The organism is Cellulomonas phragmiteti (assembly GCF_016862775.1).
GTDB classification, from domain to species: domain Bacteria; phylum Actinomycetota; class Actinomycetes; order Actinomycetales; family Cellulomonadaceae; genus Cellulomonas; species Cellulomonas phragmiteti.
In genome coordinates this window covers 35420-60347 of the sequence record NZ_BONP01000024.1, presented here as the reverse complement: position 1 = coordinate 60347, position 24928 = coordinate 35420, and the positions used below count along the sequence as shown (strand labels likewise).

Genomic DNA, 24928 nt, shown 5'->3' with positions numbered 1-24928 from the left:
CCCGCCGGTACGTGCACCGGCGGGCGGCCGTGCGTCAGGCCGGCGCGCAGGTGGCCGTCAGCGCACCCGGGGCGCCCGAGGCGATGAACCCGGCCGTCGTGCTGGCACCGGCACCGAGGGAGCCGTTCCAGGCGGCGTTCGTCAGGACGGCCCCGCTGTGCGAGCTGTTCCAGGCCTGCGTGATGGTCGCGCCACCGACGGTGACCTTCCAGCCGTTGATCGCGCTGGAGCCGGCGGTCACGCGGACCTCACCCTGCCAGCCGCCGCCCCACGTGCTCGCGGCGGTCACCGTGGCGGTGCAGCCACCCGGCTGGGGGGCCGGGGTGGTCGGCGCGGGCGTCGTCGGCTGGGGGGCCGGCGTCGTGGGCTGGGGCGCCGGGGTCGTCGGCTGCGGAGCCGGCGTCGTCGGCTGGGGGGCCGGCGTCGTCGGGTTCGGCGCCGGGGTGGTCGCCGTGCCGTTGATGTTGATGTCGGAGCAGATGTAGTACGGCTGGTCGAGGTGGCTGGCCTGCCAGATCGTGAACAGCACGGCGCGGCCGGAGCGGCCCGGGATGCTGATGTCCGTCTCGTACAGACCGGTCGTGCCGTAGCGGCCCGTCTCCTTGATCAGGTCGAGGTCACCCCACCCGAGGGCCGAGGTGGTCGGGTCGAAGCCGGCCTTGCTCACGTAGATGCGCATGTAGTCCGCACCGTGCCGCGCACCGTCGGTGAGCGTCAGGCGGAAGTTGTTCGGCACCGTCGTCATCGTCCACGGGCCGGGGGTGTCGAGCGACGCGTAGAGGCCGTTCTGCGTGCGGCCGCCGGAGCACAGCTGGCCGCTGGGGATCACGGCCTCGTGACGGCCGCCGACGTTCTCCCGGTAGAGGCCGTTCCAGTTCCACATCGTGTTGGGGTTGGCCTGGAAGGCCTGCCAGCACATGGGGTCCTGCTGCGCCATGGCCGGGTTGAGGTGGTCGGCACCCCACCGGTCGTAGCAGCTGAAGTTGCGTGACGCCGGGTTGGTGACCGACCCGTGGGCGGACGCGGTGGTGGCGACGAGGCCGGTGGCCACGAGCGCCAGAGGCAGTGCCAGGGCGAGGCGGCCGAGGCGGCCGAACCTGCTCCGGGTACGGATGGACATAGGTGTCTCCTGGTGTCGGTGACTGACGGACCCCGTCCGCGCTCGTCCGACCGATCGCATCGATGCGATCCGTGGACGACAGGGCGCCGCGAGGGCTCGACCACCGTGCGGCCTCGACGGGCGGCAGGCGAGGGTGCTAACCGTTTCAGCGGGACCACGGTCCCGGGACGCGCCGGGCCCGGACGCTCCTGGTCAGGCGACCAGGAGCGTCCGGGCGGGTCACCGCCGGATCAGGCCGGGGCGCACGTGGCGGTCAGCGCACCGGGCGTCCCCGAGCCGAGGAACCCGGCCGTGGTGCTCGCGCCCGCCGCGAGCGTGCCGTTCCACGCGGCGTTCGTCAGCACCGAGCCGCTGACCGAGCCGTTCCACGCCTGCGTGACGGTCGCTCCGGTCAGCGTCACCGCCCACCCGGTCAGGCCGGACGAGCCCGCCGTGACGACGACCTCCCCCTGCCAGCCGCCGCCCCACGTGCTCACGGGCGTCACGGTCGCGGTGCACGCACCGGTCCCGGGTGCCGGCGTGGGGGTCGGCGTCGGGCTCGGGGTCGGTGTCGCGGAGGGGGTCGGCGTGGGCGTCGGCGTGACGCCGGGCGTCGGCGTCGCCGAGGGGGTCGGCGTGGGCGTCACCGACGGCGTGGGCGTCGGCGTGGCCGCCGTGCCCCCGATGTTGATGTCCGAGCACAGGTAGTACGGCTGGTCGGCGTGGCTGGCCTGCCAGATCGTGTAGAGGATCGCGCGGCCCGACCGGCCCGTCAGGTCGACGTCGGTCTGGTAGAGCCCCGTCGTGGGGTACGCGCCGGTGACCTTGAGCAGCTGCATGTCCGACCACGCGGGGGACGTGGTCGTCGGGTCGAAGCCGGGCTTGGTCACGTAGACGCGCAGGTAGTCGGCGCCGTGCTTGGCCTGGTCGGTCAGCGTGAGCGTGAACCGCTGCGGGACGGTCGTCATCGTCCAGGGGCCGGGCGTGTCGAGGGCGTCGTAGCGCCCGCCCTCGGTGCGGCCGCCGGAGCACAGCTGGCCGTCGGGGATGCGCTCCTCGTGCCGGCCGCCGATGCCCTCGTGGTAGAGCCCGTTCCAGTTCCACATCGCGCTCGGGTCGGCCTGCCAGGCCTGCCAGCACATGGGGTCGAGCGTGGCCATCTGGCGGTTCTGGAAGTCGTCGCCCCAGCGCTCCCAGCAGCCGTAGTTGCGGGTGGGCGGGTCGGTGACCGAGCCGTGCGCGGCGGCAGGGGTGGCGACGAGCGCCGACGCCGCGAGCGCCAGGGGGACGGTGAGGGCGAGCGCCGCGGCGCGCAGCCCGCGGCGGGCGGATGGACGTGCGGGGTGCATACGACTCTCCGGGGGGTCGGTGGGAGGCGGGCACCCACGGTCACCTGCCGCGCCGGGACGGCCAAGGCACTGAAGCGTTTCGACGCACGCCACCAGCCCGGATGCGTCCGCCGGTGGCGGGCGCACGGCGTCTCAGCGGCGGTCGAGGACGTGGATGCGCGGGTGGTGGCCCTTGGCGAACACACGCGTGGCGGAGCGCGGCACCCACAGGTCCGCGGCGTCCCGCACCACCCGCTCCATCACCTTCACCTCGTGGGTGAGCACCACCAGGCGCGCGCCCGGGGCGCTCACGGCGTGGGCTGCGCGCAGCAGGCCGGCGTGCAGGCGGGGCGCGTCGGCGTGCGACCCGTGCAGGGTGCCCCACGGCGGGTCCGCGAGCACGACGTCCGCGGCACCGCCGAGCGGCTCCGTGACGGCCGCGCGCAGGGCGTCCGCGTCGGTCGCGTCGGCACGCACCAGGACGGGCCGCGGCGGCCGGGCGAGCAGCCGGGCGGCCTCGAGGTTGGCACGCGCGGCGTCGAGCGCCGCGGCGTCGAGGTCGACCCCGACGCCGGCCGCCGCGGGCGCGGCGAGCAGTCGCTCGACGAGCAGCGTGCCGGACCCGGCCATGAGGTTCAGCACGCGGTCCTGTGGCCGCAGACCGGCGAGACGCGCGACGGCCGCGGCGATCGTCGCGTTGGCCGCGCCGGGGAAGTCCGCGACGCGCCAGGTGCGTGCGGACAGCGGGCGCGGCCCGACCCGCACCAGCACGTCCCACCCCGGGTCGACCTCCCGGGCGGCGGCCCGCCCGCCGCGGGCTCCGGGGGTCGCGTCGCGGCGCGCGCCGCGGCGCACCCGCACCACCAGGTCGCCCGCGTCCGGGTCGTGCTGCAGGCCCGTCGCCTCGTGCAGCAGGCCGGCGAGCCGCGCGAACACCGCCGAGTCCGCACCGGCGGCCTCGAAGCGGAAGGTCGAGGAGCCGGCGACCCGCAGCGAGGCGTACACCGCGTCGACGATGCGGCGCAGGTGCTCGGGACTCGCGAAGGACTTGGGCCGGGGCACGTCGAGGTGCACGACGACCCAGGCGGCGACCGCCGTGCGCAGCGCCGCGACCTCGGCGAGCGGGCCCGGCAGCGCCAGGGCGACCGCGTCGTCACGGCCGGGCACGTCCCGCACGCCCCGGACCGCGGGCAGGGTGGCCGCGACCTCGTCGACGAGCACGTCGCGCAGGCCGGGCAGGTACGTGAGCTCGACGGACGTGGTCGCGGCACGCGCCGGTGCCGCACGCCGGTCCCCGCCCCGGGGCGAGGGGGCACGACGGCCGGGCTGCCTGTCCCCGTGGCGGGCTCCGGACGCGGGCCGCCCGGCGCGGCCACCGCGGGACGGGCCCGCCCGGCCGGCGCCCTGCGCGCTCAGACCGCCACCGGCACGCGCGCGCCGACCGCGCGCAGCACGAACGTCTCGGTCTGCTCGATCGCGCGCTCACGGTCCGGGCCTGCGTCGGGCAGGCCGCGGCCGGTGAGGCAGGCGTTCACCAGGGGCACGGTGGTGGCGGGGTCCTGCTCGGGGAACGCCCCGGAGGCGATGCCCGCGTCGAGGATGCGGCGCAGGATCTGCTCGACGACGACGACGTGCTCGCGGACGCGCTGCTGGGCGCCGCGGGAGAGGACCGACCGCAGCTCGGGGCCGGGGGCGACGTGGTAGACGCGGGTCAGCGAGGCCTGCGCGCGGACGTAGGCGCGCAGCTGCTCCACCGGGTCGTCGATGTCGTCGAGCGAGGCCTGCAGCCCTGCCGCGTACTGCTCGGTCTCGTGCGTGATGAACCCGAGGAGCAGCGACTCCTTGTCGGTGAAGTGGTTGTAGACCGCGGTGCGGCCGACCCCGGCCGCGGCCGCGATGTCGGCCAGGGTGATGGCGTCGAACCCGCGCTCGCTCATGAGCGTGGACAGGGCGTCGAACAGACGGCGGCGGGTCTGCTCGCGGTGCTCGTGCAGCGACGCCCCGATGATCTTCGGCATGCTGACATGATCGCACAGGGTGTCAGCAAGTTCTGCCGGGGGCAGGAAGTATTCGGTTGAAACTGTGACATTCCTCACGGTGGTTCGTCGCTTTCGCCTACAATGCCTGAGCGCCACCTGCACCACCCGCCCGACGGAAGCCCGAACGCATGAGCCGACACGCCCAGCCCGCGCAGGACGGGTCCCCGCGGGCCCTCGCGCGCGTCGGCACCGTGCCGGGCCCCATCCCGGCGAGCCGACCCGGGGACTGGCACGCCGACGAGCCGGACGCGCGGCCGACCGCGGCCGTGCGCGCCGCGCACGAGCGCTTCGTCGTCTCGGGAGGGGACCCGGGCCGCCAGGTCCGGCCCGTCGTGGCGGACTCGTGGCGGCGCAGCCGACGCGTCGGCGTCGACCCCGAGCTGCCCACGCCGCCCGTCGACATCGGCGGGTCCGACCTGGCGGAGCTGCGCAGCTCGCACCCCCTGTCCGGTGCCGTGCCCATCGTGCGCCGCCTGCTCGTCGAGCCCGGCGCCGGGTGGGTCGCCGCGCTCAGCGACGAGGCGGGCCGCCTGCTGTGGGTCGACGGGGACCAGGACCTGCGCCGTCCGCTCGACGCCGTCGGGTTCGTCGAGGGTGCCGCCTGGCGCGAGGACGCCGTCGGCACCAACGCGCTCGGCACGGCGCTGGCGACACGGCGCCCCCTGCAGGTGGTCGGCACCGAGCACTGGGCCCGCGTCGTCCACCCCTGGAACTGCGCGGCCGTACCGGTCCACGACCCGCACGGCCGCCTCCTGGGCGTCCTGGACGTGACCGGGCGCGACGACGCCGCGTCCTGGATGGCGCTGGCCCTGGTCCGCGCCACCGTCGCCGCCATCGAGGCGACCATCACCGCGAGCGCGGGCGCCGCGCCCAGCGCCCGCCTGTCCGTGCTCGGCGCGCACGGCGGGACCCTGCACACCCCGACCGGCCGGCGGCGCCTGACCTGCCGCCACGCCGAGATCCTGCTCCTGCTCGCCGAGCACCCGGGCGGGCTGCGCGGCGACGAGCTCGCGGTGCTCCTGTCGGAGTCCGAGCTGTCCGAGGTCACGGTCCGCGCCGAGATCTCGCGGCTGCGCCGGCTCGTCGGCCCGCTGCTCTCGGAGTCCCGCCCCTACCGCCTCACCGCGCCGCTGGAGACCGACGTCGACGCCGTGCGGGGTGCGCTCGCCGTGGGCGACGTCGCCCGTGCGCTCAGTGCGTACGCCGGCTCCGTGCTGCCGCGTTCGTCCGCGCCCGGCATCGCCCGGGTGCGCGCGACCGTGCAGGACGAGATCCGGGCCGCGGCCCTCGCCTCCGGCGACCCGGAGCTGGTGGCGCGCTGGACCGCCAGCGAGGAGGGCGCCGACGACTGGCAGGCGTGGCAGACCCTCGCCGAGGTCGCCCCGATCGGCTCCGCGGCCCACCTGCGGGCCCACACCCGGCTCGCGCAGCTCGACCGCCACCTGCGCTGAACCCGCGGCGCGGCGCACGCCGCAGCGCCGCCCGGCGGCACCCGACGGATTCCGTCGTCACCCGGGCGTGTTGCAGTTGCGAAACCCTTCCCGAAACGTTTCTTCGTCGACGGGTCCCGTCGTGCCGTGACACGCCGCTGACCGGCGGGAGCGCACGGTCGGCCCCCCGGCGGGGGACGCCGGTGACGGATCTCGTCGTGCAACGGTCGTGCAACGGTCCGAGGTCTACCGTCAGGACCGGTGGCGACGACGACGCGCCCCTCGCGGGGCAGGTCGTCCAGGTGCCCGGTCGGGCGGCGCGCGGGAGGGGGCGCGTCGCCCGACCCTCACCTCCGCCCCGGGCCGGCACGCAACCCCACCGGGCCCGCGACGGCCCCCCGTTCCCGACGCGGGCGACGCCCGCTACCGTGGCGCCGTGGACACCGACCACCCCGCCGCCACGCCCGCCGACACTCCCGCCGAACGGCCCCCGGCCATCGCCCCGGACGCGAAGGACTGGACGTGGGTCCTCGAGGCCCGCTGCCCCGAGTGCGGGTTCGCCGCCTCCGACGTCGACCCGCAGGGCATCGGCGGCACCGTGCGCGACCTCGTCCCGCGGTGGGTCGCGGCGCTGCACCGCGAGGACGCCCGCGAGCGCCCCGCGCCGGACGTCTGGTCGCCGCTGGAGTACGGCGCGCACGTGCGGGACGTCATGCGCGTCTTCGACGAGCGCGTGCGGCTCATGCTCGAGCAGGACGACCCCCTGTTCGCCAACTGGGACCAGGACGCGACGGCCCAGGAGGACCGGTACGACCTGCAGGACCCGGGCGTCGTCGCGGACGAGCTGTCGGCGTCCGCCGAGGCGACCGCGCTCCGGTTCGACGCCGTGGCGGGCGCGCAGTGGGAGCGCACCGGGCGGCGCAGCAACGGCTCGCTGTTCACCGTGCGCACGCTCGGCCAGTACTTCCTGCACGACGTGGTCCACCACCTGCACGACGTGCGCGCCTGACGGCTCGTGCCGTCCACCCCTCGGACGGCACGCACGGGCGGGTCCGGCGCGCCCGGCACGACGCGCCGGTCGGGGCCGGACCGGTGTCCGGCTGCGAAACACGAGCGCAGCAATGACTGTGTACGTTCCCGCCATGACCGGACCGACGGCGGTTCCCCCCGACCTCGACGGCAGCCACGTGCTCGCCGTCCCGCGCGGAACCTCGCTCGTCCCCCTGGCCCGCGCCTGGTTCCCGCAGGCGGCCTGGTCGCGCGAGCCGGCGACGGCGGCGCAGACCGCGTCGGCCCGGCCCATGACCGGCGCCCGGTTCCGTGGGATCGCGGTCGCACCACCCGATCCCACGGGCGCGCTGAGCCTCGACGGCGCCGTGGAGGTCGTCGGGCCGTGGCCCCTCGACGCGGCCGACGCGCGCGCGCTCGGGCTCCCCGCGCGAGACAGCGACCTGTACGGCCTGCCCGCGGCACCCGTCGCCGGGGCGACGCTCACGCCCGAGCTCGTGACCGGCTGGGCCACCGCCGTGGCCCGCCGCACGGGTGGGGGCATCCTGCCCGCGGCGCGCGACCGCGTCGTCGTGCCCGACCCCGGCGCCGCCGTCGACCTCACCCTGTGGTCCGCGGTGCCGCTGAGCCCGGACGACGCGCTGCCGCTGGTGCGCCCCGCGCTGTCCGGCAGCAGGTTGGCCGTGCCGGCACCGGTGTCCGGCCGGTCGCAGGCCTTCACGCTCGTGGCGACCTACGAGTACGACGGCGAGGTCGAGGTCCGGTGCGCCCGGTCCCGGGAGGTCCCGGTCGTGCTGTCGACGCTCGACTGGCGCGAGCACGGCCCGTGGGGCTACCACGTGACGTGGCGACCGCCCGACCCCCTCGAGCTGGAGGTCCCGCACCCCTCGCAGCTGCACGTCATCGCGCGGCAGCGGGTCACCCCGAGCATCGCGCGCGTCGTCGCGTCCCTGTGGCGCACGGTCGGGGGGACCATCGTCGACGCGGGAGGGTTCGTCGTCGGGCACGAGGAGGTCGACGACCGGGCGCGCCCGCGCTGACGCCCCACGCCCCCTCAGGCGAACGGCTCGGAGCCCGTCGGCACCAGGTCGACCTCCACGCGCGGCGTCGCGCCCCCGCCCTCGGTGAAGATGACCCCGCGCAGCGGCGGCACGTCGTGGTAGTCCCGGCCCCAGCCGAGCACGACGTAGCGGTCGTCGACGAGCTGGTCGTTGGTCGGGTCCGCGTCGAGCCAGCCGTGCCCGGGCAGCCACACCGACACCCACGCGTGCGACGCGTCGGCGCCGCGCAGCTTGGGGCGCCCGGGGCGCGGACGGGTCTCGATGTACCCCGACGCGTACCGCGCGGGCACGCCGTGCAGCCGCAGCGCCGCGATCATCAGGTGCGCGAAGTCCTGGCACACACCGGCGCCCTGCGCGAGCAGCTGCGCCTGCGTGGTGTGGACCGTCGTCGACCCGGACCGGTACGTCAGCTCCGCGCGGATGCGGTGCAGGAGGTCGGTGACGACGTCGGCGAGCGGGGCCTCGTCGGCGAACGACGGCGCCGCCCAGTCCCGGACCTCGTCGACGAACGTGACGTGCGCGGACGGCAGCACGGCCTCCCGCAGCGCGACGACCCCCGCGGCGTCGGTGTGCAGGACGCCCAGGTCCCCCGCGACGACGCCCCGGGCCAGGGCGCGCCACCCGACGTCGGGCAGCTGGTCACGGGGCGGGACCGTGCGGCTGACCTCGAGGGTCGAGCGCGCGGTGACGACCAGCCGCGTGTGCGGCCGGGTCACGCCGAAGTAGGTCGTCGTGTTGCCGAACCAGTCGACGTGCCGGCCCGTGTCGGCCGGCTCCGGGTCGATCGTCAGGGACGTCGCGAGCAGGCGCTGGTCCGGCAGGTCGCGCGGCGTCAGGGTCGTGCGGCCGTAGGAGTCCGTGACGGGCTGGGCGTACTCGTAGGTGGTGCGGTGCACCAGGTCGTACGCGCGGACGCTCACCGGGCACCTCCGTCGGCGGGCTCGCCGTACGTCGAGCCCCACAGGTCGTCCAGGGCCCGGCTGGGTGCGGGCCGCGTGAAGTGCACGCGCTCGATCTCGTCCGACGCCTCGCGCAGCCGCCACAGCATGGACTCCAGCGCGTCGGCGAGGCGCACGCGCCGCCCGTCGTCGGAGACCTCGTTGCCGACGACCACGGTGTCGAGCTCGGCGACGAGGTCCGCGACGCCGTGCAGCAGGTGGTCGCGCTGCGCGGCCGAGCGCGGCGCCGGCACCTGCTCGAGGTCGGCGAGCAGCCGGTCGAGCGCGAACGCGAGCGAGCGGGGGTTGGTGCGGTCGTGGACGAGCAGGTCCAGGACGCCGGCCACGTCGGTCCGGGACTGGTGGCGCCGCCGGTAGGTGATGGCCGACTCCGTGGCCAGCAGGACGGACTCCAGCACGAGGTCCTCGACGTCGGACGGCCGGTGGTCGACCAGGGTCGCCCGCAGCACGGCGACCAGCCGCTGCGCGCGCTCGAGCCGCCGTCCCGCGTCGAGCAGGTGCCAGCCGACGTCACGGGTCAGCCCCTCGGCGGCGATGCCCGAGATCGCCAGCAGGCTCTCCAGGACCCCGTCGAGGGTGGGCCGCAGCCCCGCGGTGACGGAGCCCGGCGGCACCGGGGCGGCCGGGCTCTGCCCGCGCTGCTGGCGCCCGCGGACCCGTGCGCGCTCGTCGCGCAGGGTGCGCTCGATGCGCGCGAGCGGTCCGAACGTGTCGGTCGACAGCTGGTCCCGCACGGTCGCGGCGGCGGCGGCGAGCCGGCGCACGGCCCGTGCGACCGACCCGGGGGTGCGGTGGTCGAGCAGCAGGTCCCGCAGCGCGGGGACCCGTGGTCCGATGTGCTCGGGCTCCGACGGGACGGCCACGGCCTCGCCGCCGTCGGGCAGCGCCGCGGGCGTCAGCGTCTGCAGCAGCACCGCGAGCGCCTGGCCGCCCGCCGTGCCGGGGGTGCGGTGGTAGTCGTCCCAGCGGTCCGCGACGGCGCGCAGCACGCGCACCCCGTCCTCGGCGCGCTCGGCGTACCGGCCCATCCAGTACAGGTTCTCGGCGGCGCGCGGCGAGATGCCGTAGGCGGCGGTGCGGGCGACGCCCGCGACGTCGCCCTCGCGCTGCGCGGGGGCCGACGGCGTGGGCTGGGACGTCAGCACCCACACGTCCTTGGCGTGCGCGCCGGCGGCCGACGACGACACGACGTGGTCGTCGGCGACGCGCGCGAGCCCGCCGGCCATCACCGTGTACGTCCCGGCGTGCGCGACCGCGAACGTGCGCATGACCGCGGCGCGCGGCCCGAGGTCCGCCGGCCCGACGCCGGCCGCACCGGGCCGGTCGGTGCCGACGCCCGCGAGCGCGTCGGCGGCCGCGTGCTCGACGCTGGGGCCGACGAGCTCCTGCCCCACCCACCGCCACGGCTCGGCGGCGATCCGCGCGGCGAGCTGCTCGCGCTCGGCGCTGCTGAGCAGCCAGCCGAGGACGGTCGTGGTGCGCGGCCCGTGCACGACGGGCTTGAGGACGAGCCGGTCGAGGCGGGCCAGCACGTGCCGCAGGGACCGCTCCTCCCCGCACCACCAGGTGGGTGCCGAGGCCAGGGTGAGGTCCTGGTCGAGGACCGCCCGCGCGAGCCGCGGCAGGTAGCCGAGCAGCGCGGGGTTCTCCAGCACGGACGTGCCCAGGGGGTTGACGACGCTCACGGACCCCTGCCGCACGGCGTGCACGAGCCCGGGCACCCCGAGCCGGGACCCGGCCCGCAGGTCGAGGGGGTCGCACCACTCGCCGTCGACGCGCCGCAGGACGACGTCGACCGGCTCGAGCCCGTCGATGCCCTGCAGGTAGAGCCGCCCGGCACGCACGACGAGGTCGCTGCCCTCGACGAGCGGCAGCCCGAGCATCGAGGCGAGGTACGCCTGGTCGAACGCGGTCTCGCTCGCAGGGCCGGGCGACAGCAGGACGGCGCGCGGGTCGTCGCCGGCCGTGAGGGGCGCGACCTCGCGCAGGGCCTTGCGCAGGGCGTGGAAGAACGGGCCGAGGCGGGCGATCGACGCCTGCCGGTAGACGGGGGCGAGGACCTGCGCGGTGACGCGCCGGTCCTCCATGGCGTACCCGGCGCCCGACGGGGCCTGCGTGCGGTCCGCGACGACGCACCAGTCGCCCGCCGCGTCGCGCACGAGGTCCGTCGCGGTGAGCACCAGCTCGCGGCCGCCGGGCAGCCGCAGCCCGTCGACGGCCCGCAGGAACCCGGGGTGCGCGAGGACGGCCGTGGGCGGCAGGACGCGGTCGTCGAGCAGGCGGCGCGGACCGTAGAGGTCGTGCAGGACCGCGTCGAGCAGCTCGGCGCGCTGCACGAGGGCCGCCTCCAGGCGCGCCCACTCGGGCTCGTCGACGACGACGGGCAGGGGGTCGAGGCGCCACTGCTGGTCGCCGTCGGCCGCCTCCGCGCCGTAGGTGACGCCGTGGCCCGCCAGCAGCTGCTCGGCCTGGGTCGCGGCGCGGGCGAGGTCGGCCTCGGTGGGGGCGGCGGCGGGCGGCAGCCAGGTCCAGTCCGGCCGGTGCGCGATCGTGCCGTCGCCCAGCGGGCGCGGCGACGAGAGCAGGTCGGTCATCCCGGCAGTCTGACGCACCGCCGGACCGCGCGACGCACCCGGGGGCGGGTGTCGCCCCCGGGTGCGGGCCGTCGGCGGCACCCGGGGCGGGCGCCGGCGCGGTCAGGGACCCTGCACGACCATGGCGCCGTACCCGTACAGCGCGGGCGTGATCTCGAGCTGCAGGTCCGCCGGGTCGGCGACGGCGAACGCGAGGTGGAAGTGGATCGTGGCGCCGACGGGGATGCTCATGTCCGGCCCGGTCAGGGCGATGCCCTGGTCGGGGTCCCACACCGCGACGGCCTCCTGGCCGCCGGACGTCGCGCGCGCCTGCAGGGTGTTGGGGCGGAAGGCGGTGTCGGTGCGGTTGGTCACGACGACCAGGAGCTTGACTGGCACCCCCTGGTCGGTGCCGGTGGCGTTCTCGCTCGGCTCGTACCGCTGCGGCGTGTTGGCGGCGACCTCCAGGCCGTTGCCGTACGTGTGCGACTGGCCGTAGCCGACGACGCTGCCGGGCTGCTCGCGCGTCTGCGTCGCGGCGCGCGCCGCGCCGCTGTCCTCGGCTGCTGCGCTCGGGGTCGTCGGCACCATGATGCGGAAGACGACGACCGCGGCGACGACCGCGACGACCGCGAGCAGCGCGGCCGTGATCGTCACGGCGCGGCTGCGCCGCTCGGGCTCGTCCGCGGCAGGGACGTCGGCCGCGCGGGCGGACAGCGCCGAGATGCCGAAGCCGGCGGTGGGGACGCCGGAGCGGGGGGTGGGGACGGAGTCGATGGTGCGGGGGTACGTGGGGCGGGCGTCGGGCCGGTCGGTGGTCACGCGTGGTTCTCCCTGGGCTCGGCGGCCGGCAGGGGCCCGGTCGGACCGGCGCCCTGCCATGACGGACCCTCCGTCCGGGGCGTGCGCGGGCAGGGCTGCGCGGTCCGGCGTGCGGAGGGGGTCGGGACGCTCCGCGTGCGTCGCCGACGGCCCAGAAGGTAGCGTCCGGTTTGTCCGTTCCCGGCGACCTAAACGATTGCCCGCGACGGACTCACATCAGGCTCTCACCGGGTGACCGGGTGGTGTGACTGCTGTCGCGGGCCCGACGTGCGGCGACCCGTCCCGCGGCGTGGCGGCTCCGTCCGCGCGCCCGGGCGGGTGAGGCTGGGGCGGTGCCGGACGACCACCCCACGACCCCGCCCGCCACCGACGCCCCCACCTCGGCGGACACGGCCAGGCACACTCACGCGCACGGCGCCGTCGCGCTGCCCCGCGCGTCCGCCCGGCGTGCCCGCGCGCTCCTGGCCGCCGTGCTCGTGCCCACGGCGCTGCTCACCGCGCTGGGCGCCTGGTGGCTCTGGCCGGACGCGGACGCCCGCCCCCCGCAGTTCGCCACCGACGGGCCCGGCGTGACCTACGTCCGCGCGGAGGTCGTCGAGGTGCACCCGGGCCCGGCCGACGCGGACCAGGCGACGGTGCGGCTGCCCGACGGCGAGCAGGTCGGCCTGCACGTGCCCGCGGAGTACGTGCCCGAGCTGGACCCGGGCGACGTCGTGCGCGCCGCGCGGCTCGAGGTGGCCGCCATCGCCTTCGACCCCACCGCCGACCCCGACGCGATGACCACGCAGCACGTCTTCGTCGACTTCGTCCGCGGCCCGCCGATGGCGCTGCTCACCGCGGTGTTCGTGCTGCTCGTCGTCCTCGTCGCCCGCTGGCGCGGCCTCGCGGCCCTCGTCGGCATGGCGGTCGGGCTCGGCGTCGTGGGGGCGTTCACGCTGCCGGCGCTGCTGCAGGGCCGGCCCGCCGTGCCCGTCGCGCTCGTGACCAGCGTCGTCATCATGTTCGCGGTCCTGTACCTCGCGCACGGCGTCTCGGTGCGCACGTCGACGGCCCTCGCGGGCACGCTCGTCGGCCTGGTCGCGACCGCGGGGATCGCCGCCTGGGCGGGCGGGGCGGCGCACCTGACCGGGCTCTCGGGGGAGTACGCGCTGGACCTGATGTCGGTGGCCCCCGACGTGCGCCTGCGCTCGGTGCTGGTGTGCGGCATGGTCCTGGCGGGCCTGGGGGTGCTCAACGACGTGACGATCACGCAGGCGTCCGCGGTGTGGGAGCTGCACGCGGCGAGCCCGGGGCGCTCGTGGCGGTCGCTGTTCTCGCAGGGCATGCGCATCGGCCGCGACCACATCGCCTCGACCGTCTACACGATCGTGTTCGCGTACGTGGGCGCGGCCCTGCCGCTGGTGCTGCTGGTCAGCCTGTCCGACCGCGACCTGCTGGGGCTGCTGACCAGCGGGGAGATCGCCGAGGAGGTGGTCCGCACCCTCGTCGGCTCGATCGGCCTGGTGCTGGCGATCCCGGTGACGACGGCGCTGGCCGCGACGTTCGTGCGGCTCAGCGCCGTCGCACCGGAGGTGGACCTCACGGAGCCGGTGGCAGCGCCTGCGGGTCGATGAGGCCGCGCCGCAGCGCCGGCACGAGGCGCGGCGGCACGACGACGTCGCGGTCGCCGACACGCACGCGCGTCAGCGGCGTCGCCGTCGCCCCCCACTGCGCGCGGCGGGACCGGGTGCGCGAACGGGACATCTTGCGCTTGGGGACGGCCATCAGCCCTGCCTCCCCTTCCACCGCGGGTTCTTCTTGTTGATGACGTAGGTCTTGCCGCGACGGCGCACGACGATCGACCCGTCCTTCTTCTTGAGCGACGCGAGCGACGCACGGACCTTCACGAGCCCTCCTCCGTGCCGCCGGCGGGGCGGCCGTAGCGGCGGTTGAACTTCTCGACGCGGCCCGCGGTGTCCATGACGCGCGCGTTGCCGGTCCAGAACGGGTGGCTGGCGCTCGAGATCTCGACGTCGATCACGGGGTACGTGCGCCCGTCCTCCCACTCGACCGTCGTGGCGGACGTGGCGGTGGACCGCGTGAGGAACGCGAACCCGGCCGACGCGTCACGGAACACGACGGGGTGGTAGTCGGGGTGGATGCCCTGCTTCACGGGTGACTCCTCACCAGCTCGACTTGGTGACGCCGGGCAGCTCGCCGCGCAGCGCCATCTGACGGAACCGCACGCGCGACAGGCCGAACCGGCGCAGGTGGCCGCGCGGGCGGCCGTCGGCGAGGTCGCGGTTGCGCAGGCGGACGGCGCTGGCGTCGCGCGGCTGGGCCTGCAGCTCGGTGCGGGCCGCGACCCGCTCGGCCTCCGTGAGGTGCGGGTTCACGGACGCGGCGCGCAGCTCGGCACGGCGCTCGGCATACCGGGCGACGACCTCGCGGCGCTGGGCGTCGCGCGCGATCTTGGACTTCTTGGCCATCTCAGCGCTCCTCGCGGAAGTCGACGTGGCGGCGCAGGACGGGGTCGAACTTGCGCAGGACCAGTCGGTCGGGGGTGTTGCGGCGGTTCTTGCGGGTGACGTACGTGAACCCGGTGCCGCCGGTGGAGCGCAGCTTGATCACGGGGCGCAGGTCCATGCGCTTGGCCATCAGACCTTCTCCCCGCGGCGCAGGAGGTCCGCGACGACGACGTCGATGCCGCGCCGGTCGATCACCTTGATGCCGTCGGTCGAGACCCGCAGGCGCACGTGGCGGCCCAGCGAGGGCACCCAGTACCGGCGGCGCTGGATGTTCGGCACGAACCTCCGGGAGGTGCGGCGGCCCGAGTGGGACACGGTGCGCCCGAAGGTCGGCACCTTCCCCAGGACCTGGCAGTGGTTGCTCATGGCGTGACAGGCTAGTTATTGATTATGGTTCTCGTCAACTGTCGAGAACCGTTCGCACCCAGCCGGAGGCACCACCGTGGTCCGCACCCCCGTCGTCGTCCTGTCGTCCGTCGACCCCGTCGAGCGCGAGGCGACGCTGCTCGGCCTGCTCGTGGACTCCCCGCGCACCGTCGCGGTCCGCCACGACATCCACGACGACGAGGACGGCGGGTCGCTGCGGCGCGTCGTGGCCGCCGCGGGCGGCGTCGTCGAGGACGAGGTCCTCCCCCTGGAGCACGCGTGCCTCTCGTGCGCCGTCCGCGAGGACGCCCTGCCCACGCTGCGCCGCCTCGGTGCCGACCCGCGCTGGGACACCGTCGTCCTCGCGCTGCCCGTCAGCGCCGAGTCCCTGCCGGTCGTCCGCTCGCTCGCCTGGGCGATGCGCCCCGGCGAGCCGCTGGCCGGCCTGCGCCTGGCCGACACCGTCGCCACCGTCGACCTGAGCACCTTCACGCACGACCTGCTCGGTGACGACCTGCTCGACGAGCGCGGCCTGGCCCTCACCGAGGACGACCGCCGGTCGGTGGGCGAGGCGCTCGCCGCGCAGGTCGCGCACGCCGACGTCGTCCTGGTGGCGGGCGACCCCGGCCGCGACCCCGTCGCCTCCGACCTGCTCGACCACGTGCGCGCGGGCGACGGGCGTCGGGTCGACGGCCGGCACCGCGCGGGCGTCGTCGACCTCGTCATGCACGAGCACCACCCCGCGACGGGCGAGCGTCGGCTCGACCCGGCGCACGTGGCCCCGGTCACCGGCGCCCCCACCGCGCACGGCGTGTGGACCCTCGACCTGTGGAGCACCCGCCCGTTCCACCCCGAGCGGCTGCTGCACGACATCCAGCGCCTCGGCAGCCCGGCGGTGCGCAGCCGCGGGCGGTTCCACGTGCCGAGCCGCCCCGACACGCTGTGCGTGTGGGACGGCGCCGGGGGCCAGCTGAGCATCGGCGCGGCCGGGCCGTGGGGACGCCGGACCCCGGACACCCGGATCGTCGTGACCGGGACGGGCGGGGAGGCGGCCGACATGCGCGCGGCGTTCGCCGAGCTGGTCCTCAGCGAGGCCGAGGAGCGGCGCGGCTACGCCCCGTGGCTGGGACGCCCGGACGTGCTCGAGCCGTGGCTCGGCGAGCGCACCAGCGCCTGAGCGTCAGCGCGTGGTGAGCACGAGGGGGTCGTAGCCGCCGAGCGCGGGGACGACCGTCATCGTGATGTCGCGCGGGTCGGCCACGACGTACGCCAGGTCGAAGGTCACGACGTTCGCCGGGCCGAGCTCGGTGCTCGGGCCGGTGAGGTCGATCTGCGAGCCCGGGTCGATGATCTGCGTGGCGGGGACGCCACCCGACTCCACGGTCGCGCTGAACGTGTGCGCCGTGTACTGCCCACGGGTCCCGTTGGTGACGGTGATCCGGATCCGCACGGGCTGCCCCTCGACCTCGTCCACCCCCTCGGCCTGCGACGTGGGCGTGAACGCGACCGGCTCCTTGATCTGCAGGAACAGGCCGTTGCCGTACTTGAACGGCTTGCCGAACGACGTCTGCGCGCCCTCGTAGGTCATGACGGCGGTGGGCTCGTTGCCCTCGGCGCCCGCGGCGGACGCGCAGCCCGCGGCCGCGACGAGCGCGGCGGCGGCGCCCACGGCCAGGGCGACGACGCGCCGGGGGCGACGGGCGGTCGGTGCGGCGACGAGGGCGGGGGACGTGGTGGCCACGCGGGCTCCTCCAGATCGGTGCACCGGGCGTGATCACGCACCGGTGCCGGACCTGCGCACCGGCCACGCGCGCGGCGCGCGGCGTGTCACGACCCGGTGCGGCGGTGCGGGGTGCGCATCGGGGCGGTGCGCGCCTCCAGGGGGCGGCGCCAACGTAGCAGCGCGCCGCTACCGGCCGGTACGGTCGCCGGCGGGCGGTCCGCACGCTTCTGACCTGCGACGACACCGCCGCGACCGGGCGGCCCGGGACCCGTCGCTGGGCCGCGCGGGTGACCGCGACCGCGCGGTGCCGTTACCGCGAATTCACACAGTGCCCGGCATGTGAGATGCCGCTGCTCGGCGCCGTCCCGCGCACGACATGACGAACCCGGCCGTGCGGGACTGCGGCGCGGCCGGGTGGCGTCGAGAGGTCGTCGAGAGGTCGTCAGGAGGTCGTCAGGACCATCGGGTCGTAGCCGCCGAGCGAGGGCACCAGCGACAGCGTGAGGTCCTCGGGGTCCTCGACGACGAACGCGAGGTCGAACGCGACGACGCCGGACCGGCCGAGCGCGCGGGACGGCCCGGTCAGCTCGATGCGCGAGCCCGGGTCGATGATCTGCTCGGCCTGCTTCCCGCCGGACACGATCGTCACGCCCAGGGTGTCCGGGACGTACTCCACGCTGGAGCCGTTGATGATGCTGATGCGGACCTTCACGGGCTGGCCGTCGGCCGCCTCGAGACCCTCGGCCTGCGCGGTCGGGACGAACGGGACCGGCTTCTTGACCTCGATCACGAGGCCGTTCGCGTAGGTGAACGACTCACCGAAGCTGGTCTGGCCCCCGGCGTACGTGGCGATCTCGGCGGGCTCGGTGCTGCCCCCGGCGCTGGCGGTCGACGTGCAGCCGGCGGCGGCGAGCAGGGCGGCCGCCGCGGCGGCCACGGCGACCAGGGTGCGGCGGCGGGTGGGGGTCGTGCGGGTCACGGGTGCTCCTCGGGTCGGCGCCCCGGACGCGGCCGGCCCCGCACGCGACTGCCGCGCACCGGGCGACGCACGACGTGCGACGCGACCACGACCCGGTGCGGCGGTGCGGGGGGCGCGACACCTTGCGACGTCGTCCTCCCCTGGGCCGCGGCCAACGTAGCATCGACGCCCGCGGCGTCCCGCGGGCGTCGGTCTCACCCGGCCCGGCCCTCCCACCTGGGGGGACACGGATGCGCCACCCGCTGGAACACGTCGCCGTGCGCCGCGCGGGTGACGGACCGAAGGTCCCGCCGTCACAGGATCTTCACACCAGCATCCGAATGGTGGGACGATTCTTTCGATCATCCGACCGGCAGGTTTCGCGCAGGTGCGCTCAGGTGGTCGCCCGGTCGACGAGGTCGACGAGCTGGGCGACGTCCGGGTCGCCGTCGAGCACCGCCGGCAGGGTCCGGGACTCGGCGCGCAGGTCGGCCGCGCTGATGAGCTCGGACCACGGCCCGCCCACCAGGCGGTCGGTCAGCAGCGCGACGACGAGGTCCTGCCGCAGCCGGGGCGAGGCCTCGCGGGGCGAGTCCGCGCAGTCGGGGCCCGCCAGCGCCCCCGAGCGCTCCACGGGCCGTCCCGCGTCGTCGAGGTAGCGGACCGTCGCCGTGACGAACGGCTCGCTCGAGGCGCCCTCGCGCAGCGCCACCTCGTACAGCGCGGTGGTGGCGTGCCCGGCGAAGACCTCACCACCGTCGACGGCGTCGTTGCGGAAGTCCTCGTCCGCGACCGCGCGGTTCTCGTAGCCCAGGAGCCGGTAGCCGGACACCTGGGCGGGGTCGAACGTGACCTGCGCCTTGGCGTCCCGGGCAGCCACGACGAGAGAGCCGGTCAGCCCCGTCGCGAACACGCGCTCGGCCTCGGCCGCGGTGTCGATGTAGACGTGCCACCCGTCGCCCTGGTCGGCCAGCTGCTCGAGCAGGTGGTCGTCGTACGTCGTGATGCCGACGCCGACCGAGATGAGATTGATCCCCGTCTTCGCCTCGGTGCTGATCCGCGACAGGATCCCATCCGGGTCGGTCTCGCCGACGTTCGCCACCCCGTCGCTGATGAGCACGACCCGGGTCATGCGGCCCTCGGTGCGCATCGACATCGCCACGTCGTAGCCGAGGGCGAGCCCGGCCGCGGCGTTCGTCGAGGCCTGGGGAGCGAGCCGGTCGACGGCCGCGAGGATGCCGGCGCTCTCGGACACCGGGGTCGGCTCGAGCACCACCTGGGCCTCGGTGGAGTAGCAGACCATCGCCACGCGGTCGGAGGGCCGCAGGGACGCGACCAGGGTGCGCAGCGCCGCCTTGGTCGTCTCCATCTTGCCCGCCTCGCCCATCGACCCCGAGCAGTCGACGACGAGGGACAGGTCGGCGTCGCTCCGGGAGACACCGGAGCTCGGCGCGCTGGCGATGCCGACGCGGACGAGGCGGTGGGCGGGGCGGAACGGCAGCGCGGTGGCGTCGATGCTCACGCCGAGGCCGTCCTCGGGGGTGGGGTAGTCCTGCTCGAAGTAGTTGACGAACTCCTCGGTGCGGACCTCGCGCGGGTCGATCGACATGCCGCGGGTGACGGAGTCGCGGAACCGCGTGTACGAGCCGGTGTCGATGTCGAGCGCGAACGTCGACAGCGCGTCCTGCGCCGGGTCGGTCATGCCCGACCGCACGGCGGTCCGCGAGAGCTCCGGGTACAGCTCCGGGTAGGGCTCGTCGTACCCCTGCGGCGCGGGCTGGACGTCGCCGACGGAGTCCGCCCAGCCGTCGCCTGCCGAGCACCCGCCCAGCGTCACGGCGGCGATCAGCGCCGCTGCCGCCAGCCCCGTCGTCCTGCTCCGGTCGGTCCTCATGACGCCCCCATCGGTGGTCGGGATGATGCGGGCGACGCTAGGGGTCGGTGGGGGCGTCGGTGGCGGGAGTTGCCGCCTCGTGACCGGACCGATGGCCTTCCGTGTCCGGGAGCGCCTCCGCGTATCCGGACCGTGACCTGCGGTTACGCCGTTCGGGGGGGGTGGGGTGGCGGCGTCAGCGGGCGATGTTCGTCCGCTCGAACAGCGCGTGGACGAGGCGCATCACCGGACCGACGGGCGCCTCGGTCGGCCACGTCACCACCCCGGCGCCGGCCGGCACGAGGGCGGACAGGACCGCGGCGCGCACCCCGTCCGGGTCGATCCCCATCGCCTCGAGCAGTCGCGGCGCGCGGGCCGAGGGCTCGAGCACCGCCAGCCACAGCACCGCACTGCTCGCCGTGCGCTCCTTCGGCAGCGCGTGGGCGCGGCGCAGGTGCGCCCACTTCACCGAGGCCTGGTTCGACGCCGACTGCAGCTCGGGCGTGTGCTTGACGCGCAGCCTCCCGCCCTGCCCGGCAGCGGGTGCGGTGACAGCGGGGTCGTCCGCGGCGAGGCCCAGCCGCGCCAGGTGCGGGGCGTCGTCCACCGCACCGCGCACGGCGTCGCGGACGGCCGGCACCGTGAGGCCGGGGCAGGCGCGCACGACCTGCTGCGTCAGGTGGTCGTCGGCGCGCAGCAGCCCCAGCAGCAGGTGCTCGGACCCGTAGGCGCGCGCTCCCAGGGCGGTGGCCTCCTGCGTCGTCGCCGTCATGGCCGCGACGAACGTGTCGTCATAGATCAGCATGGTTGCTCCATCTCCGGGGTCCGCGCGGGCTGCTGTGCTTCTTGTGGACCGTCTGGCGGGTCACCTGGAGCTCCACGGCGATCTCCGCCCAGGACATCCCCTGCTCCCGGGCCCGCGCGACATGGAGGTCCTCCAGCCGGTCCGCCAGCCGGTGCAGCGCCAGGACCGTCCGCAACCCCTCCCGGGGGTCGCCCGTCGCCGCTGCCGCTTCCACCTGCCGGAGGTCCATGGGTGTCAGCCTGGTCTGACACCCCGAGGATGTCAACCCAGTCTGACACCGACCTGGTCGCAGGGTGCTGGGGGGGCGGTGCCGGGGCGTCGTCGAGCGGTGCACGTCGACGAGGCCCCGCGCGCACGACGCGGAGGGGACCTGCGGTGGGAAGCGGCGGCGCGAGGGGCCTGCACGCGGTGGCCGGGCACGGCCGGCCTGCTGCGAGGTCCTGACCTGCGGACCTGCTGGAGCGGGTGACGAGAATCGAACTCGCGCTATCAGCTTGGGAAGCTGAAGTTCTACCACTGAACTACACCCGCGCGACGCCCTGACGGACGTTGCGGCCACGATCCTACCCGGTACCCCGCGTGGTCCTCCAACCCGGCCGCGCGTCCGTCCGGGATCTGGTCGCGACGCCCTGGGGGTGGCAGGGTCGGGCGGGTGACCGCGTCGCTGCGCCCGTTCCACCCCTCCGACCTGCCCGGCATGTACCGCGTGTGCCTGCTGACGGGCGCCGCGGGCGAGGACGCGACCGCGCTGTACCGCGACCCCGAGCTCCTGGGGCACGTGTACTGCGGGCCGTACCCGACCGCAGACCCGGGGCTGTCGTTCGTGGTCGTCGACGAGCAGGGCGTCGGGGGGTACGTGGTGGCGACGGCCGACACCGTGGCGTTCGACGCGTGGTGCCGGCGCGCGTGGTGGCCGGTGCTGCGCGGCCGCTACCCGCGCCACGACGACCCGGGCGACGGCACCGCGGACCACGTGCTGCGCGCGCGGATCCACGCCCTGGACCCGTCCCCCACCCTCCCGGACGCCCCGGCGCACCTGCACGTCGACCTGCTGCCGCGGCTGCAGGGGCAGGGGTGGGGCCGCCGGCTGATCGAGACGCTCGCGGACGCACTGCGGGCACGCGGGGTGCCGGGCGTGCACCTGGGCGTCGACGGGCGCAACACCCGTGCGATCGCGTTCTACGAGCACCTGGGCTTCCGGCACGAGCGCACGTACGACTGGGGGCACCGCATGGTCCTCGACCTGCGGTGAGGGGTGCGCACCGCACCACACCTTATTGATATCGCCTCTCAGTACTGTTACGTTCCCGTCGCCCCACCTGGACGACCCCGAGAGGACCGGGCGACCACGCCCGCCACACCATGAGCTCTGCCACCGCACCCGCACGTCTCCGCCGGGCCACGCCCGCCCTCGCACTCGCACTGACGACCGCGGTGCTCGCCGCCTGCGCCGGCTCCCCCGGCACCGGTGACGCCACCGCCACCCCGACCCCCGAGCCGACCACCGCCGCCGCGCTGGAGCGCGCCACCGCCGTCGCCCGCATCGCCGTCACCTACGACGGCGGGGTCCAGGTCCTCGACGCGGACACGCTCGAGGTCGTCGCCGACCTGCCCGCCGACGGGTACCTGCGCGTCAACCCCGCCGGCGACGGCCGCCACGTCCTGCTCTCGACGGCCGGCGGCTTCCAGCTGCTCGACGCCGGCACGTGGGGCGAGGCGCACGGCGACCACGCGCACTACTTCACCGTCGACCCGCTGCTCACCGACGTGACCTACCCCGCCGAGAAGCCCGGGCACGTCGTGGTCCACGACGGCCGCACGGCCCTGTTCGACGACGGCACGGGTGAGATCACCGTGGTCGACGCGGCGCACGTCGGCGACGGCCCGTCCGACGACGCCCGCACGTACACGACCCCGTCGGCGCACCACGGTGTCGCCGTCGAGCTGCACGACGGCACGCTCGTGGTGTCCGAGGGCACCGAGGACGCCCGCACCGGCGTCCGCGCGCTCGACGCCGACGACACCGAGACCGCCGCCACCGACGCCTGCCCCGGCGTGCACGGCGAGTCCGTCGCCGCCGACGACGTCGTGGCGATCGGCTGCCAGGACGGCGTCGTGCTCTACCGCGACGGCGCGTTCACCAAGGTCCCGAGCCCGGACGCCTACGGCCGCATCGGCAACCAGGCGGGCAGCGAGGACTCGCCGGTCGTCCTCGGCGACTACAAGTCCGACCCGGACGCCGACCTCGAGCGCCCCACGCGCGTGTCGCTCGTCGACACCCGCACCGCCACGCTGCGCCTGGTCGACCTGCCCGCCGCGTACACCTTCCGCTCCCTGGCCCGCGGCGACGACGGCGAGGCGCTCGTGCTGGGCACGGACGGCGCGCTGCACGTCATCGACCCCGAGTCCGGGACCCTGCTGCGCTCGATGCCCGTCATCGACGCCTGGGAGGAGCCCGAGGAGTGGCAGGAGGCCCGCCCGGCGGTCAAGGTCCACGCCGGGACCGCCTACGTGACGGACCCCGCCACCCGCAGCATCCACGCCGTCGACATCCTCACCGGTGAGGTCTTCCGCACCGCGACGCTCGACGTCACCCCGGACGAGATGGCCATCGCCACCGGCGAGGCCGCCGAGGGCGCCCACGACCACTGACACCACCAGACAGGCTGAATCGCTCTCTCCCCAGGACTCCCCCCAGGGCTCCCCCATCAGGGCGTGAGAGAGCAATCCAGCCCACCCCCACCCCCACCAGGGCGTGAGAGCGCAATCCAGCGCACCTCCACCCCCACCAGGGCGTGAGAGAGCAATCCAGCCGCGGCACCGACGCGGCTGGATTGCTCTCTCACGACTGCTTTGCTCTCTCGCCACGGGGTTGCTCCTACCATCGGTGAGAGGGCGATCCAGCACACCCCCGCGGCCGCGGCTGGATTGCTCTCTCACCGCTGGGTTGCGTGCTCGCCGCTGGATTGCTCTCTCGCCGGGGGAGGGGTGATGCGCGCGTGGGCACGGCCGCCCCGGTGGCCCGATGGCGCAGCGTCGGGCCGAGCACGGCAGGATCGGCACGTGAGCCCGACCGAGCCCGCGTCCACCGCACCCGACCCCGCACGCGAACCCGCCGCCGCCCTCGACACCGATGCCGGCACCGAGACCGGGCACCGGCACGCCGCCGCGAGGTCCGGCGGGCCGACGCGCATCGTCCTGGCTGTCGTGGTCCTCGTGGCGACGGTCGCCGCCGTCCTCGGCATCGCGTTCACGTGGCCGGGGGGTGAGGGACCCGAGACGGGCCTGGTGGACCCGGACGTCACCTACGTCGGCGCGCAGGTCGTCGACGCCCGCACGCAGGCGTGCGACGGCACCATCGAGGACGTCCTGCCCGACGGGACCGTGCCGCAGAGCGTGGACTGCCTGCAGGTCACCGCGCGCACGTCCGGGGGCCGCGAGGTGCAGGTCTTCGCGACCAGCGGCATCACCGCTGCCGACATCCCCGCCGGCACCCGCGTGCTGCTCGAGCGGTACCCGGCCGCCGACGGCGACCCCGAGGTGTGGGCGTGGCACGACGTCGACCGCACCCTGCCGCTCGGCACGTTCGCGCTCGCGTTCGCCCTGGTCACGACCCTCGTCGCCGGACTGCGCGGACTGCGGGCCCTGATCGGCCTGGCGCTGGCGTTCCTCGTCCTGGGCGCGTACATCCTGCCCGCGCTCGTCGTCGGGCAGGACGGGCTGACCGTCGCACTGTCCGGGTCGACCGCGATCGTCGTCGTCGTGCTGTACCTGGCGCACGGCGTCTCGCTGCGCACCACCACGGCCCTCGTGGGCACCCTGCTGGGACTGGCGATGGTCACCGGTCTCGGGCTGCTCGGCGCGCACGCCGCGCGCCTGCAGCCCGTGACGTCGGAGGACACGTTCGCGCTCGCGCGGGCCCTCGGCGCGGACGGCGTCGGGGTGCTGCGCGGGGTCTTCCTGTGCGGCGTAGTGCTCGCGGGCATCGGCGTGCTCAACGACGTGACGATCACGCAGGCGTCCGCCGTGTGGGAGCTGCGCGCCGCGGACCCGTCGGCGTCGTGGCGCACACTCACCGCACGGGGCATGCGCATCGGCCGCGACCACATCGCGTCGACCGTCTACACGATCGCGTTCGCCTACGCCGGGGCGTCGCTGCCCCTGCTCCTGCTGCTCGAGCTCTACCAGCAGCCGCTGCTCATCACGCTGACGTCCGGGGCGTTCGCCGAGGAGATCGTGCGCACGCTCGCCGGAGCCACGGGCCTGGTGCTCGCGATCCCGCTGACGACGGTCGTCGCGGCGATCGCCGCCGTCGGGGCACCGCCGGACCGCTCCGGCCAGGGCCACGCGCACGGCCACGCGCACTGACGCACGACG

The 24928-nt window shown here is 75.6% G+C and carries 26 protein-coding genes and 1 tRNA gene; 8 read left to right on the top strand and 19 right to left on the bottom strand.

The window, feature by feature from the left end; genetic code table 11:
* Positions 1 to 34: 34 nt before the first annotated feature.
* From Cph01nite_RS15865 to Cph01nite_RS15850, 4 genes are all read right to left on the bottom strand, one after another.
* Positions 35 to 1120: a lytic polysaccharide monooxygenase gene (locus tag Cph01nite_RS15865; protein WP_203675662.1), complete on the bottom strand. Its 1086-nt coding sequence runs from the start codon at positions 1118 to 1120 to the stop codon at positions 35 to 37.
* 230 nt (positions 1121 to 1350) lie between these two features.
* Entirely contained in the window at positions 1351 to 2448 is a 1098-nt protein-coding gene (locus tag Cph01nite_RS15860) for a lytic polysaccharide monooxygenase (protein ID WP_203675661.1), read from the bottom strand.
* A 132-nt stretch (positions 2449 to 2580) separates the two neighbouring features.
* Complete coding sequence (locus Cph01nite_RS15855) at positions 2581 to 3648, bottom strand: class I SAM-dependent methyltransferase (RefSeq protein WP_239069309.1); 1068 nt, start codon at positions 3646 to 3648, stop codon at positions 2581 to 2583.
* A 191-nt stretch (positions 3649 to 3839) separates the two neighbouring features.
* Complete coding sequence (locus Cph01nite_RS15850; RefSeq protein WP_203675660.1) at positions 3840 to 4445, bottom strand: TetR/AcrR family transcriptional regulator; 606 nt, start codon at positions 4443 to 4445, stop codon at positions 3840 to 3842.
* 149 nt (positions 4446 to 4594) lie between these two features.
* On the opposite strand from Cph01nite_RS15850, the gene Cph01nite_RS15845 reads away from it, so the two are divergent.
* The 3 genes from Cph01nite_RS15845 (at position 4595) to Cph01nite_RS15835 (ending at position 7944) form a co-directional block, all read left to right on the top strand.
* Positions 4595 to 5917 (top strand): GAF domain-containing protein, encoded by a 1323-nt coding sequence (locus Cph01nite_RS15845; protein WP_203675659.1) that lies wholly within the window; start codon positions 4595 to 4597, stop codon positions 5915 to 5917.
* Positions 5918 to 6332: 415 nt separating this feature from the next.
* The gene (locus tag Cph01nite_RS15840) at positions 6333 to 6905 is read left to right on the top strand and encodes a DinB family protein (RefSeq protein WP_203675658.1); all 573 of its coding nucleotides are present in this window, start codon (positions 6333 to 6335) and stop codon (positions 6903 to 6905) included.
* A 133-nt stretch (positions 6906 to 7038) separates the two neighbouring features.
* Entirely contained in the window at positions 7039 to 7944 is a 906-nt protein-coding gene (locus tag Cph01nite_RS15835; protein ID WP_203675657.1) for a hypothetical protein, read from the top strand.
* A gap of 14 nt (positions 7945 to 7958) precedes the next feature.
* Here Cph01nite_RS15835 and Cph01nite_RS15830 read toward each other — a convergent pair whose 3' ends face one another.
* The 3 genes from Cph01nite_RS15830 to Cph01nite_RS15820 form a co-directional block, all read right to left on the bottom strand.
* Positions 7959 to 8885: a transglutaminase family protein gene (locus Cph01nite_RS15830; protein ID WP_203675656.1), complete on the bottom strand. Its 927-nt coding sequence runs from the start codon at positions 8883 to 8885 to the stop codon at positions 7959 to 7961.
* Positions 8882 to 11518 (bottom strand): circularly permuted type 2 ATP-grasp protein, encoded by a 2637-nt coding sequence (locus tag Cph01nite_RS15825; RefSeq protein ID WP_203675655.1) that lies wholly within the window; start codon positions 11516 to 11518, stop codon positions 8882 to 8884. Before Cph01nite_RS15825 ends, Cph01nite_RS15830 begins: the two co-directional genes overlap by 4 nt.
* A gap of 102 nt (positions 11519 to 11620) precedes the next feature.
* A complete protein-coding gene (locus Cph01nite_RS15820; protein WP_203675654.1) occupies positions 11621 to 12319 on the bottom strand; it encodes a hypothetical protein in 699 nt (232 codons plus the stop codon).
* A 332-nt stretch (positions 12320 to 12651) separates the two neighbouring features.
* Here Cph01nite_RS15820 and Cph01nite_RS15815 point away from each other — a divergent pair, with 332 nt between their 5' ends.
* A complete protein-coding gene (locus Cph01nite_RS15815; RefSeq protein ID WP_239069308.1) occupies positions 12652 to 13932 on the top strand; it encodes a YibE/F family protein in 1281 nt (426 codons plus the stop codon).
* Here the strand turns inward: Cph01nite_RS15815 and rpmF are convergent.
* From rpmF to rpmB, 6 genes are read right to left on the bottom strand one after another with little or no spacing between them, the layout of a single operon-like run.
* The gene (gene rpmF, locus Cph01nite_RS15810) at positions 13898 to 14083 is read right to left on the bottom strand and encodes a 50S ribosomal protein L32 (RefSeq protein ID WP_203675653.1); all 186 of its coding nucleotides are present in this window, start codon (positions 14081 to 14083) and stop codon (positions 13898 to 13900) included. The two genes, Cph01nite_RS15815 and rpmF, sit on opposite strands and share 35 nt — an antisense overlap.
* Positions 14083 to 14205: a type B 50S ribosomal protein L36 gene (ykgO, locus tag Cph01nite_RS15805; RefSeq protein ID WP_062101236.1), complete on the bottom strand. Its 123-nt coding sequence runs from the start codon at positions 14203 to 14205 to the stop codon at positions 14083 to 14085. The genes rpmF and ykgO overlap by 1 nt, the downstream gene beginning before the upstream one ends.
* Positions 14202 to 14471, bottom strand: coding sequence for a type B 50S ribosomal protein L31 (locus Cph01nite_RS15800; RefSeq protein ID WP_203675652.1), 270 nt, complete (start codon positions 14469 to 14471; stop codon positions 14202 to 14204). The genes ykgO and Cph01nite_RS15800 overlap by 4 nt, the downstream gene beginning before the upstream one ends.
* A gap of 10 nt (positions 14472 to 14481) precedes the next feature.
* Entirely contained in the window at positions 14482 to 14787 is a 306-nt protein-coding gene (gene rpsN / locus Cph01nite_RS15795; RefSeq protein ID WP_203675651.1) for a 30S ribosomal protein S14, read from the bottom strand.
* 1 nt (position 14788) lies between these two features.
* Positions 14789 to 14956 (bottom strand): 50S ribosomal protein L33, encoded by a 168-nt coding sequence (gene rpmG / locus Cph01nite_RS15790; RefSeq protein ID WP_203675650.1) that lies wholly within the window; start codon positions 14954 to 14956, stop codon positions 14789 to 14791.
* Entirely contained in the window at positions 14956 to 15192 is a 237-nt protein-coding gene (rpmB, locus tag Cph01nite_RS15785; protein WP_203675649.1) for a 50S ribosomal protein L28, read from the bottom strand. Before rpmB ends, rpmG begins: the two co-directional genes overlap by 1 nt.
* A 76-nt stretch (positions 15193 to 15268) precedes the next feature.
* On the opposite strand from rpmB, the gene Cph01nite_RS15780 reads away from it, so the two are divergent.
* A complete protein-coding gene (locus tag Cph01nite_RS15780) occupies positions 15269 to 16369 on the top strand; it encodes a CobW family GTP-binding protein (protein WP_203675648.1) in 1101 nt (366 codons plus the stop codon).
* Between the two features lie 3 nt (positions 16370 to 16372).
* On the opposite strand, the gene Cph01nite_RS15775 is transcribed toward Cph01nite_RS15780, so the two are convergent.
* The 6 genes from Cph01nite_RS15775 to Cph01nite_RS15750 form a co-directional block, all read right to left on the bottom strand.
* On the bottom strand, positions 16373 to 16933 hold the full coding sequence (locus tag Cph01nite_RS15775) for a hypothetical protein (RefSeq protein WP_203675647.1): 561 nt from the start codon (positions 16931 to 16933) through the stop codon (positions 16373 to 16375).
* Positions 16934 to 17357: 424 nt separating this feature from the next.
* Complete coding sequence (locus Cph01nite_RS15770) at positions 17358 to 17894, bottom strand: hypothetical protein (protein ID WP_203675646.1); 537 nt, start codon at positions 17892 to 17894, stop codon at positions 17358 to 17360.
* A 373-nt stretch (positions 17895 to 18267) separates the two neighbouring features.
* Positions 18268 to 19767, bottom strand: coding sequence for a vWA domain-containing protein (locus Cph01nite_RS15765; RefSeq protein WP_203675645.1), 1500 nt, complete (start codon positions 19765 to 19767; stop codon positions 18268 to 18270).
* Positions 19768 to 19942: 175 nt separating this feature from the next.
* A complete protein-coding gene (locus tag Cph01nite_RS15760; RefSeq protein ID WP_203675644.1) occupies positions 19943 to 20551 on the bottom strand; it encodes a Clp protease N-terminal domain-containing protein in 609 nt (202 codons plus the stop codon).
* The gene (locus tag Cph01nite_RS15755) at positions 20538 to 20780 is read right to left on the bottom strand and encodes a helix-turn-helix domain-containing protein (RefSeq protein ID WP_203675643.1); all 243 of its coding nucleotides are present in this window, start codon (positions 20778 to 20780) and stop codon (positions 20538 to 20540) included. The genes Cph01nite_RS15760 and Cph01nite_RS15755 overlap by 14 nt, the downstream gene beginning before the upstream one ends.
* A gap of 228 nt (positions 20781 to 21008) precedes the next feature.
* Positions 21009 to 21082, bottom strand: a tRNA-Gly gene (locus tag Cph01nite_RS15750).
* 121 nt (positions 21083 to 21203) lie between these two features.
* On the opposite strand from Cph01nite_RS15750, the gene Cph01nite_RS15745 reads away from it, so the two are divergent.
* The 3 genes from Cph01nite_RS15745 to Cph01nite_RS15735 all read left to right on the top strand — a co-directional run bounded on the left by Cph01nite_RS15745 (position 21204) and on the right by Cph01nite_RS15735 (position 24919).
* Positions 21204 to 21803, top strand: a complete 600-nt coding sequence (locus tag Cph01nite_RS15745) for a GNAT family N-acetyltransferase (protein WP_203675642.1) — start codon at positions 21204 to 21206, stop codon at positions 21801 to 21803.
* Between the two features lie 110 nt (positions 21804 to 21913).
* The gene (aztD, locus tag Cph01nite_RS15740) at positions 21914 to 23203 is read left to right on the top strand and encodes a zinc metallochaperone AztD (RefSeq protein ID WP_203675641.1); all 1290 of its coding nucleotides are present in this window, start codon (positions 21914 to 21916) and stop codon (positions 23201 to 23203) included.
* A 411-nt stretch (positions 23204 to 23614) separates the two neighbouring features.
* A complete protein-coding gene (locus tag Cph01nite_RS15735; RefSeq protein WP_239069307.1) occupies positions 23615 to 24919 on the top strand; it encodes a YibE/F family protein in 1305 nt (434 codons plus the stop codon).
* Positions 24920 to 24928 lie beyond the last annotated feature (9 nt).